The 20374-nt window shown below is 51.4% G+C and carries 24 protein-coding genes; 21 read left to right on the top strand and 3 right to left on the bottom strand.

Features of this window, described 5'->3' with window-relative positions; translation table 11 throughout:
* Window positions 1–8: 8 nt before the first annotated feature.
* Window positions 9–953, top strand: coding sequence for a 4-hydroxy-3-methylbut-2-enyl diphosphate reductase (gene ispH / locus CWI83_RS04785; protein WP_126826480.1), 945 nt, complete (start codon window positions 9–11; stop codon window positions 951–953).
* Window positions 954–967: 14 nt separating this feature from the next.
* Here the strand turns inward: ispH and CWI83_RS04780 are convergent, their stop codons facing one another.
* The gene (locus CWI83_RS04780; protein ID WP_126826477.1) at window positions 968–1348 is read right to left on the bottom strand and encodes a type IV pilin protein; all 381 of its coding nucleotides are present in this window, start codon (window positions 1346–1348) and stop codon (window positions 968–970) included.
* A gap of 72 nt (window positions 1349–1420) precedes the next feature.
* On the opposite strand from CWI83_RS04780, the gene CWI83_RS04775 reads away from it, so the two are divergent.
* The 16 genes from CWI83_RS04775 to galU are packed head-to-tail and all read left to right on the top strand — an operon-like array spanning window position 1421 to window position 14448.
* Window positions 1421–1981, top strand: coding sequence for a GspH/FimT family pseudopilin (locus CWI83_RS04775; protein WP_126826474.1), 561 nt, complete (start codon window positions 1421–1423; stop codon window positions 1979–1981).
* Window positions 1975–2601, top strand: coding sequence for a prepilin-type N-terminal cleavage/methylation domain-containing protein (locus tag CWI83_RS04770; protein WP_126826471.1), 627 nt, complete (start codon window positions 1975–1977; stop codon window positions 2599–2601). Before CWI83_RS04775 ends, CWI83_RS04770 begins: the two co-directional genes overlap by 7 nt.
* On the top strand, window positions 2591–3688 hold the full coding sequence (locus tag CWI83_RS04765; protein WP_126826468.1) for a PilX N-terminal domain-containing pilus assembly protein: 1098 nt from the start codon (window positions 2591–2593) through the stop codon (window positions 3686–3688). Before CWI83_RS04770 ends, CWI83_RS04765 begins: the two co-directional genes overlap by 11 nt.
* Window positions 3678–4256, top strand: a complete 579-nt coding sequence (locus CWI83_RS04760) for a prepilin-type N-terminal cleavage/methylation domain-containing protein (RefSeq protein WP_126826465.1) — start codon at window positions 3678–3680, stop codon at window positions 4254–4256. The genes CWI83_RS04765 and CWI83_RS04760 overlap by 11 nt, the downstream gene beginning before the upstream one ends.
* Entirely contained in the window at window positions 4253–5620 is a 1368-nt protein-coding gene (locus tag CWI83_RS04755) for a hypothetical protein (RefSeq protein ID WP_126826462.1), read from the top strand. The genes CWI83_RS04760 and CWI83_RS04755 overlap by 4 nt, the downstream gene beginning before the upstream one ends.
* 55 nt (window positions 5621–5675) lie before the next feature.
* Window positions 5676–6308: a cytochrome c biogenesis heme-transporting ATPase CcmA gene (gene ccmA / locus CWI83_RS04750; protein ID WP_126826460.1), complete on the top strand. Its 633-nt coding sequence runs from the start codon at window positions 5676–5678 to the stop codon at window positions 6306–6308.
* On the top strand, window positions 6301–6984 hold the full coding sequence (ccmB, locus tag CWI83_RS04745; RefSeq protein ID WP_126826457.1) for a heme exporter protein CcmB: 684 nt from the start codon (window positions 6301–6303) through the stop codon (window positions 6982–6984). The genes ccmA and ccmB overlap by 8 nt, the downstream gene beginning before the upstream one ends.
* A gap of 1 nt (window position 6985) precedes the next feature.
* Window positions 6986–7747 carry a heme ABC transporter permease gene (locus CWI83_RS04740; protein ID WP_126826454.1) on the top strand — a complete coding sequence of 254 codons (762 nt, stop codon included), beginning with the start codon at window positions 6986–6988 and terminating at the stop codon, window positions 7745–7747.
* A gap of 1 nt (window position 7748) precedes the next feature.
* Window positions 7749–7958 carry a heme exporter protein CcmD gene (ccmD, locus tag CWI83_RS04735; RefSeq protein ID WP_126826451.1) on the top strand — a complete coding sequence of 70 codons (210 nt, stop codon included), beginning with the start codon at window positions 7749–7751 and terminating at the stop codon, window positions 7956–7958.
* Window positions 7955–8449, top strand: coding sequence for a cytochrome c maturation protein CcmE (gene ccmE, locus CWI83_RS04730; protein ID WP_126826448.1), 495 nt, complete (start codon window positions 7955–7957; stop codon window positions 8447–8449). Before ccmD ends, ccmE begins: the two co-directional genes overlap by 4 nt.
* Window positions 8446–10440 (top strand): heme lyase CcmF/NrfE family subunit, encoded by a 1995-nt coding sequence (locus CWI83_RS04725; RefSeq protein ID WP_126826445.1) that lies wholly within the window; start codon window positions 8446–8448, stop codon window positions 10438–10440. Before ccmE ends, CWI83_RS04725 begins: the two co-directional genes overlap by 4 nt.
* A complete protein-coding gene (locus CWI83_RS04720) occupies window positions 10433–11026 on the top strand; it encodes a DsbE family thiol:disulfide interchange protein (RefSeq protein ID WP_126826442.1) in 594 nt (197 codons plus the stop codon). Before CWI83_RS04725 ends, CWI83_RS04720 begins: the two co-directional genes overlap by 8 nt.
* Complete coding sequence (locus CWI83_RS04715; RefSeq protein WP_126826439.1) at window positions 11023–11550, top strand: cytochrome c-type biogenesis protein; 528 nt, start codon at window positions 11023–11025, stop codon at window positions 11548–11550. Before CWI83_RS04720 ends, CWI83_RS04715 begins: the two co-directional genes overlap by 4 nt.
* Window positions 11547–12755, top strand: coding sequence for a c-type cytochrome biogenesis protein CcmI (ccmI, locus tag CWI83_RS04710; protein ID WP_126826437.1), 1209 nt, complete (start codon window positions 11547–11549; stop codon window positions 12753–12755). Before CWI83_RS04715 ends, ccmI begins: the two co-directional genes overlap by 4 nt.
* A gap of 14 nt (window positions 12756–12769) precedes the next feature.
* On the top strand, window positions 12770–13507 hold the full coding sequence (locus CWI83_RS04705) for an MlaA family lipoprotein (RefSeq protein ID WP_241969871.1): 738 nt from the start codon (window positions 12770–12772) through the stop codon (window positions 13505–13507).
* A 56-nt stretch (window positions 13508–13563) separates the two neighbouring features.
* On the top strand, window positions 13564–14448 hold the full coding sequence (gene galU / locus CWI83_RS04700; protein ID WP_126826434.1) for a UTP--glucose-1-phosphate uridylyltransferase GalU: 885 nt from the start codon (window positions 13564–13566) through the stop codon (window positions 14446–14448).
* Here galU and cmoB read toward each other — a convergent pair.
* Both cmoB and cmoA read right to left on the bottom strand, forming a co-directional pair.
* Window positions 14441–15433 carry a tRNA 5-methoxyuridine(34)/uridine 5-oxyacetic acid(34) synthase CmoB gene (gene cmoB, locus CWI83_RS04695; RefSeq protein WP_126826431.1) on the bottom strand — a complete coding sequence of 331 codons (993 nt, stop codon included), beginning with the start codon at window positions 15431–15433 and terminating at the stop codon, window positions 14441–14443. The genes galU and cmoB overlap by 8 nt on opposite strands.
* Window positions 15430–16176 carry a carboxy-S-adenosyl-L-methionine synthase CmoA gene (gene cmoA, locus CWI83_RS04690; RefSeq protein WP_126826428.1) on the bottom strand — a complete coding sequence of 249 codons (747 nt, stop codon included), beginning with the start codon at window positions 16174–16176 and terminating at the stop codon, window positions 15430–15432. The genes cmoB and cmoA overlap by 4 nt, the downstream gene beginning before the upstream one ends.
* A gap of 165 nt (window positions 16177–16341) precedes the next feature.
* Here cmoA and aspS point away from each other — a divergent pair, with 165 nt between their 5' ends.
* Genes aspS through ruvB form a run of 4 tightly spaced genes read left to right on the top strand, consistent with a single transcriptional unit; the run spans window position 16342 to window position 20321 of the window.
* Entirely contained in the window at window positions 16342–18120 is a 1779-nt protein-coding gene (gene aspS, locus CWI83_RS04685; protein WP_126826425.1) for an aspartate--tRNA ligase, read from the top strand.
* Window positions 18121–18142: 22 nt separating this feature from the next.
* Window positions 18143–18655 (top strand): crossover junction endodeoxyribonuclease RuvC, encoded by a 513-nt coding sequence (gene ruvC / locus CWI83_RS04680; RefSeq protein ID WP_126826422.1) that lies wholly within the window; start codon window positions 18143–18145, stop codon window positions 18653–18655.
* Window positions 18652–19275 carry a Holliday junction branch migration protein RuvA gene (ruvA, locus tag CWI83_RS04675; RefSeq protein WP_126826420.1) on the top strand — a complete coding sequence of 208 codons (624 nt, stop codon included), beginning with the start codon at window positions 18652–18654 and terminating at the stop codon, window positions 19273–19275. The genes ruvC and ruvA overlap by 4 nt, the downstream gene beginning before the upstream one ends.
* A 35-nt stretch (window positions 19276–19310) precedes the next feature.
* Entirely contained in the window at window positions 19311–20321 is a 1011-nt protein-coding gene (ruvB, locus tag CWI83_RS04670; protein ID WP_126826417.1) for a Holliday junction branch migration DNA helicase RuvB, read from the top strand.
* Window positions 20322–20374 lie beyond the last annotated feature (53 nt).

Here is a 20374-nt window from a genome sequence, read left to right as displayed (position 1 = left end):
AGGTAGGTATGGAGATTTTATTAGCAAATCCGCGCGGTTTTTGTGCTGGAGTCGATCGTGCCATTACCATTGTACAGCGGGCTTTAGAAATCTTTGAGCCACCGATTTATGTTCGCCATGAAGTGGTTCACAACAAATACGTGGTTGATTCGCTGCGGCAAAAAGGTGCGGTGTTTGTTGATGAACTGAATGAAGTTCCAGACCACAGCATTGTGATTTTCAGTGCTCATGGCGTCTCGCAAGCGGTGCGGCAAGAAGCCAAAGGGCGCGGCTTGAAAGTTTTTGACGCCACCTGTCCACTGGTGACCAAAGTTCATATGGAAGTGACGCGGGCGAGCCGGAAAGGGCATGAATGTGTTTTGATTGGTCACGCTGGCCACCCTGAGGTTGAGGGTACCATGGGCCAATATTCTAATCCTGAGGGTGGTATTTATCTGGTTGAATCAACAGCAGATGTTGAGCGGCTTGAGGTAAAAGACCCTAGTAGCTTGCATTACATGAGCCAAACCACGCTCTCGGTTGATGATACTGCCGAGGTGATTGATGCCTTACGTGCGAAGTTCCCAACTATTGAGGGGCCGCGCAAAGATGATATCTGTTACGCCACGCAGAATCGTCAAGATGCGGTGCGTGAGCTGGCAGAGCAGGTTCAGTTATTGCTTGTAGTTGGGGCTCGCAATAGTTCAAATTCAAATCGCCTGCGTGAGCTGGCCGAAAAAATGGGGACGCCTGCCCACCTTATCGATGATGAGGAAAGTATCGAAGATAGCTGGCTTGAAGGCATTGAGCGTATCGGTGTTACCGCGGGTGCATCGGCGCCTGAGGTCCTGGTGCAAAACGTTATCGGGCGACTGCAGAACTTGCGCGCAGGGCAGGTTGTTGAAGTTGATGGCCGCGCTGAAAATATTACCTTCTCGATTCCACCCGAATTACGGGTTAAAGAAGTCTCCTAAGCTATCGAACGCGTTCACCAGCACCCTGCCGGTGAGCGCTGGTCATTCTGATTGAGCGTCATCGTAGCGCAAGCCGTATCGACTGTTTGTGAGCCTTTTGCGCTTGCCGTCAGGGTGTAAGTCTCTGCCGCCACATTGGTCACGCTAAAATCGTAAAATTCACTGGGCACTGTGCCCCCTAGTTGGTCGAGCATGGCGTAGCTGGTGTTGCGCAAGCGGTACTCTTCTTGGGCCATCTGCAAACTCAATAATTGACTGACGGCATCGGCCCGTCTTGCTTCACGCACATAATCCACATAAATTGGATAGGCGGTAGCACTGATGATGCCGATGATGGCGATGACAATCATCAATTCAATAAGAGTCACCCCTCTTAACGCTTTTTTAACTTGCATTTATATTCCTTGTTGTAAATCATTGGGTATATCGAATTACATAAGCAGTACGCTATTTTTAGGCCAAAGGCAATGCGTGGATTACGTCTTTTAAATCAAAAGGTTCGCAAACCGCTACATGGCGGTCTGACGCTACTTGAATTGCTCATTACGCTGGCGATCTTAAGCATAGTCCTCGGTGCAGGCGTGCCAACCATGCTTGACCTTGCTCGTGAGACGCGTTTGCGGGGCGCGGCGCAAGAGACCTACGGCTTGCTCCAATACGCTCGTTCGGATGCACTGCGGGCGGGAGAAGATCGTTTTGTGGTGTGGAGTGTTGCCGATGGTCAGTGGTGCGCCGTTGTTGCGACCACCAACAATTGTAATTGTTTTACCGATGACTGCAGCATCGATAGCGTATTGCGGCAACAACAGGGCAGTGACTTCGCGGACATTAATTTGCCCGAAGCGAATTTTGCGGCAGGAGCATACACCCGTTTTGATGGTTTACGTGGGCTTGCCAATGGCAATGCGGGTTCGGTGCGTTATCAATTAGCGATTAACGGTGGCCCAGAACTTCGGGTTGTGGTCAGTGCGTTGGGGCGTCTACGTTATTGCCGAGTGGGTGACATAAGCGGATATCCAGAATGTTAACGGTACAGTTGAGTAAACAGCGCGGTCTCTCCTTAGTCGAGCTAATGATTACAGTTGGGCTGGGGCTAGTGCTTATGGCGGCCTTAACATCGGTGTTCTCGAATACTCTTGGGGTGAACTCGCGCAGTTTAACCTTTAGTCAGTTGCAGGAGGAAACCACTGCGGTGATGGAGCTTATGGTGAGCGATATCCGGCGGACCGGGTATCATGCGGGCGCGGCCAACATCATTATCGCCCCAGATAATACCGTTACCGCCTTTAGTGATAGCGTGGTGATATCCGCATTTTCTGACGAAGCAGGCTCGAGTTGTATCTTGTTTAAATACGACATCAACGGCAATGGAGTCGATGATGGGAACAGTGAAGCATTTGGCTATCGCTTAGCGACGGGGCAAATTGAACGGCGTCAGAGCAGTGCCAGTTGTACCGAAGGCGGCTGGCAAGATCTAACCAGTACCGCGATGGTGAATGTCAGTGCGCTGACCTTTACCCTCACTGAGCAAATAAGCGCTGATATGACTGAACAACGGGTTAACATTGTCTTGGTCGCACAAGCGGCAACCGACCCAACTCTGCAACGAACTTTAACAACCGATGTGGTGCTTCGAAATGCGTTCTAGTAAAGGGTACGCCACCCTCACACTGACCGTTTTGCTGTTGGCGGTGATTATTTTGGTCACCCTTTATACCGCGCGTTTTAAAATGCAAGAGCAGCGGATCATGCGCAATCATCAAGCGGCCCAAGAGGCGAATTTGATCGCCGATGCTGCGCTTGAGCAAACCATTATGATTATCGATGATGACCGTACTGATTTAAATCGAACCTTTACCGCCACGATTGCCGGAGCAAGTTATACCGCGACTCTTGCGGCAACTCGCTACGAAGATACGCCTCACGGTGACGTCGATATCGTTGATATTACAATTCAAGCGCAATCAGCTGATGACCGCGGTCGCCGCCAAGTGCAGCAGCAAGTGGCGGTGTTACCTTTGCTGCGCAGTGCCCCGGATACTCCAGTAGCGATTCGCGGCAGTATGAATGTGTCCGGTAGTTTTGAAGTAGTGGCAAATCCCAACGGCGGTGGTGATGGCGTGCCGCTATCAATTTGGACCAGTGGCGATGTTGATATCAACGGCAACGGCACCACCTGCGGCCAACAAGAGTTCGCCGAGGGTAACTGTGCCAGTTTACCGTTTAGTGAGCGTGGTGATCATGGGGTTGATATTTTAGACAACGATCCGAACTTTCCGAGTGATTTACTTGAATACTTATTCGGTGTTCCGGAAGCCGAGTGGGAGAGCCTGCGATATATGGCCCCTGTGCAGTACGATAATTGCGACAGCTTGGACTTATATTCAATCGGGCTTATTTGGGTGAATGGCTCGTGTACCATCAATACGGCGCAAGTTGGCAGCGAAGCAAACCCGGTTGCCTTAATTGTGCAGGATGGAAATGTCACCATGAACGGCAGTATTACTGTTTATGGGATGGTGTTCGCCTTTACCACCCCCGGCGAGACCACAAGTTATGCTTTAAAAATGAATGGTGAGGCCCGGGTCGAGGGTGCGGTGATGGCCAATCGTGACCCTGACTTATCCAATGGTAATTTGACCGTGCGCTACAACGAGAGTGTGTTGACTCATATCGTTACCAATGATGCATTTCGAAGAATCTACCGAGTAGGAGGAAGCTGGCATGACTTTTAACCTCGCTCGGCAATCTCAGCAACGGGGATTTACCTTCGTTGAACTCCTGGTAGTGTTGACCATTATTGCGGTCGGCGTTGCCGGCATGGTGACCTTACAACGCACCTTCATTCAGAGCTCAATGCGGGCGGCAGAGCGCAATGTTGCGCTGGAAATTGCGCAAGCGCAACTCGAGACATTGAGGTTTACTCCCTACGATGCACTTGCCGGTGGTAGTGCTGAAGTCACCCGCGATGATAAAACCTATAATTTAACTTGGACCATCAGTGCGCGTTATTTTAATACAGTATGGCTGTCACCCGGTGACACGGGTTTGCCTGAGCCTTTGCCGACCCAACCCGATGCCAAGGCTGCGAGTATCAGCGTTAGTTGGCAGGAGCGTGGCGGTTCTGAGCAACGCTTAACTCTCGACGGCTGGCTCGGACGCGTGACCATGCGCGATAGTGGTTTGGTGGTCACTGAACCACCGCCACGCAATAAACCTCAAGTTACTTATACGCCGGGTGCTGCGCCCGCAGTTATTGGGGTCAAACTGACGGAAGATGGCGCGGCGACGACTTTTTGGTGAAAGAAACTACCCGACCGACACCGCAAGTCGACCGCTCGGGAGAACGCTTGTTGGTTCGTTTTGATACCGTTACTTATGATGAACGAACCAAAACCCAGCGCGCGGAAGACTTTATTACGGTGAATTGTAAGTGCCGTATGGCCGGCTCTGGACAAGGGTATACCCCCGCTGGACTGACGCTACATGATGGGCGCTTGATCCTTGACCCAGACGGAAATCAGTTGGTGGAGAAAGTTTATGGGGTGCCGGCGGATAGCAATCAACCCGGCCTTTGTACCCAATGTTGCCGCGACCACCATGATAATCAGGACATGGTCAACGAAGGTCGGGTGTACTTAAAAGATAACAATCGAACGTCGCGTGGTCATCACCGTCATTACGGCCCGAGCTTATTTGGATTAGTGACTGCTGAGGTGAGAGCAGGTGGCAGTGAATACTACGAATCGTGTCGGATGCGTCGCGTCGATGGCTACTATCAGATGTATCCTGATTGGCAACTTGAAGCTTTGACCGTGGCTTCAGCTGAATACTTGATTAACAGTGATGGTGCACAGGCTTATACCGATTATGTCCGGGCTGTGGTAAAAGCCTTGGTGACCGGTGGCACTATGCCGCAACCTCTGGAGGGTCGCGATTTAGATGTGGTGCCGGGTGCGTATCAGCTGATTGGTCGAGCCATTTATCTTGATGATATGAGTGCAGAACATTTGGCCGAAGTACGCGCTGCGATTAATAACAACGAAGCCGATTGGATCGCTAAAGTGCCGTTTTATGAGGTGAATGTGACCTTGCTCGCTGATTGGGAGGCGGATAACCCGAGTATTGCCAGTATTACCAATGAAACCATTGAAACCATTGTTGATCCTGAAAACGATTACTACGGAACATATTCGCGAGGGCGGGTGGATGCTGAGACCGATGGGAGTTCAGTGATGACGCTCAGGGCAATTGAGGGTAATGCCTCAGTTTTAGGGGGCTTTATCAAGCAACCCATGATTAGTTTGCAAGAATTCACTGACTCGGTCACCGTAAACGTACAAACCCAACCCGAGGGTTCGACCACGCTCTATTCAATTACCGGTGAGGTTAATTGTTTGTTGTTGCAAAATGGCGCGTATCGTTCTTGTACTCAGCGTTATTACAACAGTGTCTCGATTACCACCAGTGATTTGAATGTAAGCTGTACTTATTCGAAGCAGGGCAATGCCGATACGGGCTCGTATTCATGCCCGGGGATTGCCGCCGGCAGTACCCTCACCATTAACTTCAGTAGTGATGCGGGTGGGGTGTTCCAGCCGAGTTCTGTCACGGTGTCAAATATCCAGCAAAATGAACACCATAATGTGCTGATGACCGTCGACTAATGTGGTAGGATGAGCGCCATCTGAGCTGACAGAAGGCGCCCAATGAGCTGCCCCTATGAGTACGGTTGTTGATGCACGCGAGTTAACCTCAATCCGCGCAGGTCGAGTCTTGTTTGAAGCCTTGAGTTTCAAGCTTGAGGCCGGTGCGGTGCTCTACGTGGCTGGGCCAAATGGCGCCGGTAAATCAACTTTGTTGCGAATTCTTGCTGGGCTACTGCGACCTCTTGAAGGCGATGTGCAGTTGTTTGGCCAAGCACTCCGCCATGATCCTGAACACTGGCAGCGGCAAACCCTCTTTATCGGTCATAAGCCGGCTGTTAAACCCGCCCTAACTGCAATCGAAAATATTCAACTGCAAGCGCAACTTGATGGTATCCAACTCGACGATCCATGGGCGTTGCTTGAGCAAGTCGGCTTACTCGGTCTAGAAGACATTCCCGCACAGCAACTCTCAGCCGGGCAACAACGCCGCATTGCACTGGCGCGGCTGTGGTATAGCTCGGCAAAACTCTGGATCCTCGATGAGCCGTTTACCGCCTTGGACCAAGTGGGGATCGAGCTGCTGCAACAGCGTTTTGCAGCCCATCAAGCCAACCAAGGTAGTTTGATTTTGACCTCCCACCAAGCCCTGACTTGGCGACCTAAGACCTTGCAAGTGCTTGAACTTGGAGAAGTGGCTTATGAATAACGCCAGTACTTGGCAACTGCTGAAAACGGTGATGCTGCGCGATGCCAAAGTCGCCTTGCGCAAACGCAGTGATATTCTTAATCCACTGGTATTTTTGTTGATTGTGGTCAGCCTGTTTCCGCTGGCCGTTGGGCCGGGGCCTGACATCTTGGGACGGATTGCCGCAGGCGTTATTTGGGTTGCTGCGTTATTATCGGCGCTGCTTGGTTCAGAGCGGCTGTTCCGAGATGATTATTTGGATGGTAGCCTCGAACAATTACTACTGGTGCCGGCGCCATTAAGTGCCTTGGCGTTAGCAAAAGTTGCCGTGCACTGGCTGTTTGCCGGCTTACCACTGGTGATCTTAAGCCCGGTGTTAGCGTTATTACTAAAGCTACCGTTCGAGGGCTGGGGAACGCTGGCTTTGAGTTTATTGCTCGGAACGCCAATTTTAAGTGCGCTGACCGCTATTGGTGCGGCTTTGACCGTGAGCCTTGGCCGCGGTGGAGCCTTGGTCAGCCTACTGATTTTACCGTTATTTATTCCACTGCTGATTTTTGCGACGGCAGCAGTTGAAGCAGCGTTATTAGGTATGCCGGTCAGCGGACAATTAGCATGGTTAGCCGCGTTGATGGTGTTAACAGTTACGTTATCACCGCTCGCAATCGCGGCCTCAATACGAGTGAGTGTGAATTAACATGTGGCGATGGTTACACCCCTATGCAAAGGGCGAGGCAAGTTATCGATTATTGGGCAAGATGCTGCCATGGTTTTCGGTATTGGCGGTTATTGGTGTTGTAGTTGGGGTCGGTTGGGGCCTCGCCTTCGCACCACCGGATTACCAACAAGGTGATAGCTATCGCATCATTTTCATTCATGTTCCGGCTGCGCTTTATAGTATGGGCTCGTTTACCGGTATGGCGATTGTCGCCTTAATTGCGCTGGTGTGGCAGATCCGCACCGCAGAGTGGTCGATCAATGCCATCGCGCCAGTTGGAGCAGTGATGACCGCGATTTCATTATTTACCGGTGCGGTTTGGGGTAAACCCATGTGGGGGACCTGGTGGGAGTGGGATGCACGGCTTACTTCGCAACTTATTTTGTTGTTCCTCTATATCGGGGTGATTGCGCTTTACCATGCCTTCGAAGATAAGCGCACGGGCGCTAAAGCTGCGGCGATTTTATCTTTGGTTGGGGTGGTCAACGTACCGATTATTCATTACTCGGTTTACTGGTGGAACACGCTGCATCAGACCTCAACCATCACCAAGTTTGCTAAGCCCTCGATGCCAATGAGCATGGCGACGCCGCTTTACATTGCTTTATTCGGTTTTGCGATGTTAACCGCTGCACTGATTTGCTGGCGTTTGCGTAATGAAATATTGAAGCAAGAACTGCATCGCCCGTGGGTTCAACAAGAGCTGCTCGGCGATAACGCGGCGCAAACAGAAGGACAATAAGATGGCATTTGAATCCTGGCATGATTTTATCGCGATGGGTGGCTATGGCTTTTATGTCTGGCTATCTTTTGCGGGAACTTTTTTTGCCCTCGCGGGTTTAATGATACACACCATGCTGGTTCGCAAAAACTTGCGTAAATTGTGCGCACAAGAGGCGGCTCGGCAACAACGATTAGCACGACGCAAACAACAACGGAGTAGTAAGGCATGATCCCTCGTCGTAAAAAGCGTTTAGGATGGACGCTAGGCCTGGTATTTGGAGTTGCCGCAAGTCTTGGTTTAATTTTGTACGCTATGAGTGAGCAAGTTGATTTGTTCTATACCCCGAGCCAGGTTCACGATGGCTTAGGTGCGGATAAAGTCAAACCCGTGGTGGGCCAGCGCTTACGCATCGGTGGCATGGTGGTGGAAGGCAGCGTGCAGCGCAATCCACAGACTCTCGAAGTCAGCTTCCGGGTTACCGATACTGGCCCTGAAGTGACCATTCTGTATCAAGGGATCTTGCCTGACTTATTTCGTGAGGGGCAAGGTATTGTTGCCCAAGGCGTAATGATTGAGCCTTTAGTACTTGAGGCAACTGAAGTCCTCGCTAAGCACGATGAAGAATACATGCCGCCAGAGTTGGCTGAGCAAATGAAAGGTATTAAGCACGTTAATCCGAATAGTAACGAGGCTTATAACCAAGACGGAGGCTCGCCATGATTGCTGAAATAGGGCAAATGGCGCTGGCGTTAGCGCTGACCTTCTCGATTCTACTGGCCATTTACCCGCTTTGGGGCGCCTACAAAGGCCATAGCGGTGCCATGCTATTGGCGCGGCCACTCGCCTACGGACAATTTTTCTTTACCCTCGTTGCCTACATTATGCTGACCTGGGCGTTTATCGTTCACGATTTCAGCGTTTATTATGTGGCGGCTAACTCGAATACCAAATTGCCGCTCATCTATCGCATCACTGCGGTGTGGGGCTCCCATGAAGGGTCGTTCTTACTGTGGATGTTGATGCAGGCGGGTTGGATCGCTGCGGTGGCGATGTTCTCGAAGCGGATGCCAGTAACCATGATGGCACGAGTATTAGCGATTCTTGGGCTGATTAGTATCGGCTTTTACTCGTTTATGCTGTCGGTCTCCAATCCATTTGACCGTGCCTTACCACTGATTCCGGTTGATGGCCGTGATTTGAATCCGCTCTTGCAAGACCCCGGGATGATTATTCACCCGCCGTTATTGTATATGGGCTATGTCGGCTTCTCGGTGGCCTTTGCCTTTGCAATTGCAGCTTTGTTGGCCGGAAAGCTCGATGCCTCCTGGGCCCGTTGGTCACGTCCGTGGGCTACAGCGGCATGGATTTTCCTTACCCTTGGGATTGCGATTGGCAGTTGGTGGGCTTACTACGAGCTTGGCTGGGGCGGCTGGTGGTTCTGGGATCCAGTCGAAAATGCCAGCTTTATGCCATGGCTCGTGGGCACTGCGCTGATTCACTCGTTGGCGGTGACCGAAAAACGCGGAACCTTTAAAGCCTGGACGGTCCTGTTGGCAATTTCTGCCTTCAGCTTGAGCTTACTTGGGACTTTCTTGGTCCGCTCTGGGGTCATTGTTTCAGTGCATGCGTTTGCAACGGATCCTGCGCGTGGGCTGTTTATCCTTGCCTTACTCGTGATTGTGATTGGCAGCTCCTTATTGCTGTTCGCCTTGCGCGCCGGGGCAGTCAGTTCGCAAACCCGCTATGACTTTGCTTCGCGTGAAGTCTTGCTGCTGGGGAATAACATTCTATTGATGGCGGCCATGGTGGTGGTGCTGCTGGGCACCTTATTGCCGCTCGTCCATAAAGAGTTAGGGCTGGGCTCAATTTCCATTGGGGTGCCGTTTTTCAACCAGATGTACACCTATCTGATTGTGCCTTTTGTGCTGCTGATGGGGCTTGGCCCGCTGTTCCGCTGGCGCCGCCAGCAACTCGCGCCGCTGCGTGGCTCGCTCGCCTTGGCTTTGATTTTGGCCTTGGGTTTGGGCTATGCCATTCCTTTGGTTCTTGCAGACCAAGTTCATGCTATGACGGTACTTGGTCTGGTCTTAGCCTTGTGGATTGTGCTGACTCTGGTAACTGAGTTGAAGCAGCGTATTGAACAGCGCGGCGAAGGGCTTGCGAGCTTGACTAAGTTGGGCCGCAGTCACTGGGGCATGGTGCTCGGTCATCTTGGTTTCGCGATTACTTTAGTGGGCATTGCGGCAGTGAGCCAATATGAAGTTGAGCGTGATGTGCGCTTGGCCCCGGGTGATGAAGTCACGGTACAGGGCTATCGCTTTAAATTCGCTGAATTAAGCCAATATCAAGGGCCTAATTTTATCGCCGACCATGCCGAGTTCGAAGTGTATAAAGGTGAGCGGCAAATTTCGTACCTGATTACCGAGAAACGTTTTTATACCGTGCAGAAGACCAGTATGACTGAGGTCGGTCTTGATGCGGGCTTTACTCGCGACTTGTATGTTGCGCTTGGCGAGCCGCTTGAAGATGGTAATGCTTGGGCGGTGCGGATATATGTGAAGCCGTTTGTCCGCTGGATTTGGCTTGGCGCAATTATTATGTCCCTCGGTGGTGCATTGGCTATGACCGATAAGCGCTATCGTTCGCAATCGCGCTTGTTGCGCAAGCGGCGCAGCAGTGCTGGCGCGGAAGCGGAGGTGAGCCATGGTTGAGCAAACAACTGAACGTTCGCCATGGCGCTGGTTGGTGTTGGGCTTACCCCTAGCGGCTTTTGTGCTGATGGTAGGCTTTTTATTAAAAGCGCTGTTTTCAGACCCGACTGAACTGAGCTCTGCGTTAGTTGGAAAGCCCGTGCCTGAGTTTCAGTTGCCTGATATTTATCAGCCAGAGAAAATCTATTCAGAGCAGGTGCTCAAAGGGCAACCGCTGTTATTAAATGTGTGGGCAACATGGTGCCCAACTTGTCGTGCTGAGCATGAGTATTTAAACCAACTCGCGGCTGCTGGGGTGGCGATTGTCGGTTTAAATTATAAAGATGACTCACGCGCGAAAGCCGTCAACTGGCTCAATACCCTAGGTGACCCCTATGTGTTGAACTTGTTCGATGCCCAAGGTGATGTTGCTATTGAATTTGGTGTGTATGGCGCTCCTGAGACCTTCATGATTGATCATCATGGTCAGATTCGCTATCGCCACGTTGGCGATGTGAATGAGCGCGTTTGGGCCAATGTATTGGAGCCGATTTATCAGCAGTTGTTCGCCGATTATCAAGCTGAGCAACAAGGGGGCGGGGCATGATACGGAAGTTCTTCACAGCCACCTTTTTTAGTCTTGCGGTAGTGCTGTTGCACGCCCCTGTTGGGGTGGCGCATGCGGTCAATCTGCAGGCCTATCAATTTGATGATCCTGAGCGCGAAGCTTTGTTTCGCGACCTTATTGATGAGCTGCGTTGCCCAAAATGTCAGAACCAAGCGTTGTCGGACTCTGATGCACCTTTGGCAAAAGACTTGCGCGATAAAACCTATGAAATGGTCAAAGCCGGCGCAAGCAAGCAAGAGGTGATTGATTTTATGGTCGCTCGCTATGGCGATTTTGCCCACTATCAGCCGCCTATGAAAGCCAGTACCAGTATTCTCTGGTGGGGCCCTGCGTTATTTGTAGTCCTTGGCGTGACCGCCATCAGCTGGCGTGTCATGCAGTTGCGGCGACGCCGTGAACTTGAGGGCGATGAGCAATTATCGGCCGCTGAACAAGCGCAACTTGAACGTTTACAACAGGAGCTTGCGAAACAGCGTGGAACCGATACGGAGCGTGCAGAATGATTTGGTTATATGCGTTTTTAACCGGTTTAATTGGCGCGGCATTCTTATTGGTGCTGGGGCGTCGGCAACACGAGCAGCAACGGACGCGTTTGCAAGTTAACCAAGAGCTCTATGAGCAGCGCAAGCTGGAAATCGAGCAAGAACAGAAGGATGGCTTGCTGACCGAAAATGCTGCACGGCGTGCTTTGCTTGAACTTGATAAGCGATTCATCAGTGAAAACAGTGAAGTCGAGCAATTCGATGATCGTAAAGTGGGCAAGGTTATTTACTTGCCTGCAGCGCTGATATTAATCACCACCGTGGTGCTGTATGCCTTATTTGGTGGCTGGAAACTGCAGCAACAGGCGGATGAAGCGTTGGCTAAGTTGCCGGAACTTGGCCGTAAGGTGATGTCGGATGATGCTGCGGCAACGACCCCGGCAGAATTGAGTCAGTTTGCTTTAGGGTTGCGCCAAAAACTAATGCAGGCTCCCAATGACCCGGTGCCTTGGCTTATTTATGGCCGGGTGATGACGGTGATGCAGCAACCGGAGCAAGCCATTGAGGCGTATGAAAAGTCATTGGCACTGAATCCTGAGCGTAGCGCGACCATCGTCAGTTATGCCGAGCTATTGGTCAACCTAGGCACCGACGAGCACATTGCCCGAGCGGGACAACTGTTAGCGCAGTTGCTGCAACGCGAACCCAATAACTTAGAGGCGCTAAGTTTAATTGGTTTGGTGGCCTATCAACGCGGCGATTACGCCCAAGCCATTAGCGCTTGGCAGCTCCTTACTGAACAAGTGGCCGACGATAGTGCACGTACGCAAGCGCTGCAAGCGGCGATTGCTGATGCACAAGGGCGTCTCGCACAACAGCAGTTGCAACTGACGGTGGTGGTTGAACTGGCGCCAGAATTAGCAACGCAGGTGCCAGATAACGCGACTTTATTTGTTTATGTGCGCGCGGTGGATGGTGTGCCAATGCCAGCTGCGGTGGTGCGGCAAGCTGTGACTGAGTTCCCGGTCACGGTGACTTTATCGAGTGCCGATGCCATGTTGCCCGATTATAATCTAACCAATTTAAACCAATGGCAGGTGCAAGCACGTATCTCATTGGATGAACAAATTGATCGCGAGCCGGGTGATATTGATGCAAGCCCGGTTGTGGTGGCGGCGCAAAGCCAGACAGTCGAGTTAGTGATTGACTCCCTGGTGAGCGAGTAAAACGGAGTAACTGCGTGTTTAAAAAATTAACCCTGATGGTGTTAGCAATCGTTTTAAGTGGTTGTGCGAGTGTTCCTGAGGATGACGCGTGGGCTGACCCGCGCGACCCGTTTGAGGACTTTAACCGCGATATGTGGGCGTTTAACGAAAAGCTCGATGAGCACGTGTTATTGCCTGCTGCCGAAGCCTATGAAAATGTACCTGAACCGGTTCGTGAGGGGCTTCGCAATGTAAGTGACAACCTTGAAGAACCTGCCTCGCTGTTAAATAACGCTTTGCAGGGCAAAGTGACAGACGCTGGCGTCAGTTTCTGGCGTTTTGTGATCAATAGCACGGTTGGCGTGGTAGGGATTTTTGATGTGGCGACGCCGCTTGGATTAGAGCGTCGCAGAGAGACCTTCGGCGAAACCTTAGCGAGCTACGGCGTCCCAGAAGGACCGTATTTGATGTTACCTGGATACGGGCCAACGGTCGTAATTGATCGTGGCGCTGACTTGTATGACCGTACCTACTTCCCGCGTTCTGAACTTGATTTTTCAGCACGCGCTGCGCGAACTGGAGTGAAAGCGCTTGATACCCGTTTGCAGCTGCGTCAGCAAGAACAGCTGATGCAAAACTCGCTCGACCCATATAGTTTTGTTAAAGAGGCTTATTTCCAATATTGGCGCAACAAAGTGTATGATGGCAATCCACCGGTTGAGCCAGACCCGCTGGAAGAAGAATTGGACGATGATTTTTACGACCAATTCTAAGCGGGCTAGGTGAAATTAAGGAAAGCAGTTAAGGAAAACGGAAAAAGGTTTGAGAGATGGTTAAAAAAGTAGTGATCCCTGTTGCAGGTCTTGGCACACGTATGCTGCCAGCCACCAAAGCGATTCCCAAAGAGATGTTGCCTTTGGTTGATAAACCACTGATTCAATTAATTGTTGAAGAATGTGTGGCAGCAGGATTAACAGATATTATTTTGGTGACCCATTCCAGCAAAGGTGCGATTGAAAACCACTTTGACAGTAACTTCGAATTAGAAGCAACCTTAGCGGCGCGTGGCAAAGACCAATTGCTTGCGCAAGTGCAGAGCTTGTGCCCGCAAGGTGTCACCATCATGCCAGTGCGTCAAGCCCATGCGAAAGGGCTCGGTCATGCGGTGCTTTGTGCCCGTCCACTGGTGGGTGACGAGCCGTTTGCCGTGGTATTGCCAGATGTGCTGGTTGATGCTGCCAGCTGTGATTTGAGTCGCGATAACTTGGCTGAGATGATCGCAACGTTCAACGCGACCGGTGCTGCGCAAGTGATGGTGGAAAAGGTTCCGAAGGAACTCGTCAATCAATACGGTGTGGCCGATATCAATGGGGTTGAGCTTGCCCCCGGACAATCGGCAGCGATTACCCAGTTAGTTGAAAAACCACCTGTTGCCGAAGCGCCATCTGATCTTGCTGTGGTTGGACGTTACGTGTTCCCGGCGGAATTATGGCCGCTACTGGAGCAAACTCCGGTCGGAGCCGGGAATGAAATCCAATTGACGGACGCGATGGCGATGTTACTGCAGCAACAACAAGTGGATGCCTATTACATGAAAGGTAAGAGCCACGACTGCGGCAATAAACTGGGCTATGTCAAAGCCATCATTGAACACGCGCTCCGCGACCAAGCTTTGGCCGAACCATTGCAACAATGGCTCAGTAAGGCTATTTAGCAATAATGACTGCCCGTCGAGGAGCTGGATAGCCCTCGATGGTGCGGCTGTTGTCGTTTGGATCGAGAAAATCCGCCAACGATTGCCCTTCCATCCAAGCCGTCGCGCGTTGCTCGGCCAACTCGGTTACGCCTTCATCAACGCATTCAACTTGTTTAAAACCGACCCGTCGGAGCCAATGCATCAAGGCTTTGCTGCTTGGGATAAACCAGACATTTCGCATTTTGCCGTAGGTTTGTCCCGGCACTAATACATCCTGTTCGCCGCCTTCAATGACAATGGTTTCAAGCACCAGCTGCCCACCTGGACGGAGCAACTGTTTCAATTGACTGAGGAAATCAATCGGCGAGCGGCGGTGATATAACACCCCCATGCTAAATACAGTATCGAAACACTGGAGTGGGCCAAGATCATCGATGCCAAGTGGGAAAAAGTGCGCACGTTGCTGCAACTCTTTTGGCATGAAGTGTTTGACCGCGAGAAATTGCGCCATAAACAACTGACCGGGGTCGATGCCCCAGACGTGCTCCGCGCCTTGCTCCAACATCCGCCATAGATGGTAACCACTGCCACAACCTATATCCGCCACATGTTGGCCGCTCAGATCGCCGATATGCGGGGCCACCCGTTGCCATTTGAAATCAGAGCGCCACTCGGTATCGATATGCACCCCGTGGAGGTCAAACGGTCCTTTGCGCCATGGCATCAACTGCTTCAATAAGCCCTCGATGCGGGCTTGTTGACCTGGCTGAATTTGGTTATTCGTGACGGTTACGGTATCACCGAGTGAGATCTCTGTCGGCGTTATCAGAGGGAGTTGTTCGACGCTTTTAAGCCAGGCTTTAAGTTCGCCATGCTGTTGCGTTTTGAGCCAGTTTTCGAGTTGTGGCGCAAGGCTGACCAGCCACTCTGGAAATGGGCTTTGTGCGACCGCGCTGAGGTCATCTTGAAAAGCTGAAAATTGCACGAGCGATCCTTTTATCATTGCGGCTTTTGCGCCAACATAGCGGCGAAATTATAGCACTGAAACCAAATAGCGAATTCACTAAAGCCAATCGTTTGTAGTCGCTGTCGATGGGTTTCGAGGGTATCGATTTTCATGATGTTTTCGATAGCGGCGCGCTTTTGGCTAATTTCCAACTCGCTGTAACCATTGGCACGCTTAAATTCATGATGCAAATCGATCAGGGTTTCGTTCATTGCTGTTGATGGGTGTTTGAACTTTTCTGCAATGATCAGCACGCCACCGGGCTTTAGACCCGCATAAATGCGCTCAAGTAGGTGTTGACGTTGCTCTGGTGGAATAAACTGCAAGGTGAAATTCATCACGATGACCGATGCGGAATCAAATTCTGATGCCTGGATATCTTCGCATTTTAATTGCACCGGGATGCTACTCCGAAACCCTTCAATATGACGTTCGGCCCGTTCGATCATGGCTTGCGAGTTATCGATTGCGATAATCTTTACCGCTGCTGGCGCATCTGACTCGAGTCCTTGGCGCATGGCTAACGTCGCCGCACCGAGCGAGCAGCCAAGATCATATAGATTGCTATCGGGCTGGGCGTAATGGCGGGTGAGTTGCTTAATGCCGTGCAGAATACTCTGATAGCCCGGGACCGAGCGATTAATCATATCGGGAAACACTTCGACGACGCGTTCGTCAAAAACGAAGTCGCTCACTTGCGCTAAGGGCTCTGCGTAAATTGCATCGCGCGGTGTTGTCATAGTCTTATGTCCATCTCAGATCATAGCGGAATAGCGCTATTCTAGCTGAACCGGGCCGCGCATGCGATATTGATAATAAAAGCCGCTCGACTACTGACAAATTAGCCTATTTCGCTATAATGTTGCGCTTTACAAACTGTAACTTCAAAGCGGTAAGGAAAGGGCATGCGAAGCCATTATTGCGGACAACTTGATCAAGCGACAGTCGCCACACACGTCACTTTGAGTGGATGGGTGCATAAACGCCGAGACCTCGGTGGCTTAATTTTTATCGATATGCGCGACCGCACTGGGATTGTGCAAGTAGTGTTTGACCCAGACCAAGCCGAGTTGTTTGAAACTGCGAACAAGTTACGCCAAGAATTCTGTATTCAATTACGCGGCGAAGTGCGTGCCCGTCCGGAAAGCCAAGTGAATGCCAATATGGCCACTGGTGCGGTTGAAGTAATAGCGACTGAACTCACGATTCTAAACCGTTCTGCACCGCTGCCGATTGACTACAACCAGCAAGTGAGCGAAGAGCAACGCTTGCGTTATCGTTATATCGATTTGCGTCGCCCCAACATGAGTCATAATTTGCAGTTTCGTGCGAAAGTGACGTCTGCTGTGCGCCGCTTCCTTGATGATGCCGGTTTCTTAGATATCGAAACGCCCATGTTGACCCGTGCCACACCTGAGGGTGCGCGGGATTACTTGGTTCCGAGCCGTACGCATAAAGGCAAATTCTTCGCGCTCCCGCAATCGCCGCAATTATTTAAACAGTTACTGATGATGTCGGGTTTTGACCGCTATTATCAAATCGTGAAGTGTTTCCGAGATGAAGACTTACGTGCGGACCGCCAGCCAGAATTTACCCAAATCGATATCGAAACCTCGTTTATGAGCGCCGATCAGGTGATGGAAATCACCGAGACTATGGTGCGCGGGTTGTTCCAGCAGTTGCTTAATATCGATTTAGGCGACTTCCCACGGATGAGTTGGCACGAGGCGATGCGCCGCTTTGGTAGTGATAAGCCAGACTTGCGCAATCCGCTAGAGTTAGTCGATGTCGCTGACTTACTGACCGAGGTTGAGTTTAAAGTATTTGCTGGCCCTGCCAATGATCCAAAAGGGCGGGTCGCGGCGCTGAAAGTGCCGGGGCAGGCGGCAGCGATCACCCGTAAAATGATTGATGAATATACTCAGTTCGTGGGTATCTATGGCGCCAAAGGTTTGGCTTGGCTGAAAGTGAACGACCTCGAGGCCGGCCGTGACGGGATTCAATCACCGGTGCTGAAATTTATTCCTGATGACGCACTCAATGGAATTCTTGAACGCACTGCGGCGAAAACTGGCGATATCATTTTCTTTGGTGCGGATTCGGCAACTGTGGTTGCCGAAGCGCTTGGTGCGCTGCGCTTGAAGCTTGGTGAGGCGTTTGGTTTGGTCGCTGACGAGTGGCGGCCATTGTGGGTGGTCGACTTCCCAATGTTTGAAGAGCATGACGGCCAGTTGCACGCGATTCACCATCCGTTCACAGCTCCAGTTGGCGTGACCCCAGAGCAACTCAAAGCTGAGCCGAGCGCGGCACTCTCGAATGCGTATGATATGGTGCTTAACGGCGTAGAAGTCGGTGGCGGCTCGGTGCGGATCCATGATAATGCGATGCAGCAAGCGGTGTTTGAAATCTTGGGGATCGATGCTGCTGAAGCCCAAGAGAAGTTTGGGTTCTTACTCGATGCGCTGCAATATGGTGCGCCACCGCACGCGGGTCTCGCATTCGGGTTAGATCGGTTGGTGATGTTGATGGTAGGCGCCAGTTCGATTCGTGATGTGATCGCCTTCCCGAAAACCACCACAGCTGCTTGTGTGCTGACCGATGCGCCGGGTGTTGCCAATGCTGAAGCATTGCAGGAATTGAATGTAGCGGTTACCTTATCAGAACAGGACTCTAACGCTGATTAGCTAAGGTAACATTGCGGCATCGATGGCCATTATTCTCGGGATTGACCCAGGCTCGCGACTGACAGGGTATGGCGTCATAGAACAGCAAGGGCGGCAACTTCGCTATTTAGGCAGTGGGTGTATTAATGCTGTGGGCAGCCCCCGTGCGCCGTTGGATTTGGCCGCCAAGTTGCGGATTATTCACGATGGCATCCGCGAGTTGATCGAACAGTATCAACCCGATGAGTTTGCCATTGAACAGGTCTTTATGGCGCGCAACCCAGACTCGGCATTAAAGCTTGGGCAAGCGCGCGGGGCCGCAATTGTCGCCGCGGCGCGCGCGAACCTACCCGTGCACGAGTATGCGGCGCGCCTGATCAAGCAAGCGGTAGTCGGTACTGGCGCTGCCGATAAACGCCAAATACAGCATATGGTGACAACTTTATTAAAGCTAAATGTCACCCCGCAAGCGGACGCTGCGGATGCACTTGCCGTGGCAATGTGTCATGCTCATCTAAATTACACCAAACTTGTGACAGCGGGGAGACGCCGATGATCGGACGCTTACGTGGCACCCTTATCAGTAAACAACCACCTGAGATTGTGCTTGACGTGAATGGGGTGGGCTATGAAGTGCAAATGCCGATGTCGTGCCTGTTTAACTTACCTGATGTGGGTGCTGAGGTGACTTTGATCACCCATTTTGTAGTGCGCGAAGATGCACAGTTGTTGTATGGTTTTAATACTCATGCAGAGCGGCATTTATTCCGGCAATTGATCAAAGCGCAAGGGGTTGGACCGAAACTTGCGTTGACTATTATGTCGGGAATGACAGCGCATCAATTTGTGCAAGCTGTGAGTCGCGATGATGTTGCAGCACTGGTGAAGTTGCCAGGCGTTGGTAAAAAAACTGCCGAGCGACTGGTGGTTGAAATGCGGGATAAATTGCAGAACTGGACCTCAGATACCCCGGCAACGGATGCCATGCCGATTGATATGAATGATCTTGAGCCGACGGTGAGTGCTGCCCGACCTCGAGATGACGCGCTTGATGCGTTACTGGCACTCGGTTACAAGCCAGCGCAAGCAGAAAAAGCGATTGCCAATGCCAGTAAGCAAGCACCTGAGGCAAGCAGTGAGGAATTGATTCGTGCGGCCTTGCGGTCGATGCATTGATTGCGGAAACCGCGTGGAAAAAATGAGCGAAGCTGATGATAGAACCTGATCGAATAAACCAACCGAGTGCGCAAGCCGAAGATGAAGTCATCGATCGTGCGATTCGGCCCCGTAAACTGACCGACTACACGGGCCAAAAACATGTTGTGGAGCAAATGGAAATCTTTATCCAAGCGGCTCGACAACGTTCTGAGGCGCTTGACCATCTGCTTATCTTTGGTCCTCCTGGGCTTGGTAAAACCACCCTTGCCAGTATTGTTGCGAACGAACTTGAGGTAAATATTCGGCAAACCTCAGGTCCAGTACTGGAAAAAGCCGGTGATCTTGCGGCATTGTTAACCAACCTTGAAGCCCATGATGTGTTGTTCATTGATGAAATTCATCGCCTGAGCCCAGTGGTTGAGGAAATTCTTTATCCAGCTATGGAAGATTATCAACTGGATATTATGATCGGTGAAGGGCCTGCTGCGCGTTCAATTAAACTCGATTTACCCCCGTTTACACTGATTGGCGCAACGACCCGAGCGGGAGCCCTCACTTCGCCCTTGCGTGACCGCTTTGGGATTGTACAGCGACTTGAATTTTATAGCGTTGAAGAACTGCAGAGTATTATCCAGCGCTCGGCGAATTTCTTAAATTTACAACTTGACCAAGCCGGCGCACTGGAAATTGCGCGGCGTTCGCGTGGTACCCCGCGGATCGCCAACCGCTTACTCCGCCGTGTTCGTGATTTCGCCGAGGTGCGTAATGGTGGGGTGATTGACGCTACGACTGCTGCAGCTGCACTGGCCATGGTCGATGTCGATGAAGCCGGTTTTGATTACATGGATCGGAAGCTACTGCTGGCGATCATCGAAAAATTTATGGGCGGACCCGTCGGGCTGGATAATCTTGCTGCTGCAATCGGTGAAGAAAAAGACACGATTGAAGATGTGCTTGAGCCGTATTTAATTCAGCAAGGTTTTTTACAGCGCACACCGCGCGGGCGGATTGCGACCCCGCATGCCTATCGGCACTTTGGTTTACCCGGCGTAGACAGCGAATAGATAAAAAAAACCCGCTCAAAGAGCGGGTTAAAAACAGAACAACAAGGAAGTTA

The sequence above is a fragment of the Pseudidiomarina taiwanensis genome (assembly GCF_003987435.1).
In the GTDB taxonomy this organism is placed as follows: domain Bacteria; phylum Pseudomonadota; class Gammaproteobacteria; order Enterobacterales; family Alteromonadaceae; genus Pseudidiomarina; species Pseudidiomarina taiwanensis.
This window is presented reverse-complemented; position numbering and strand designations above follow the sequence as displayed.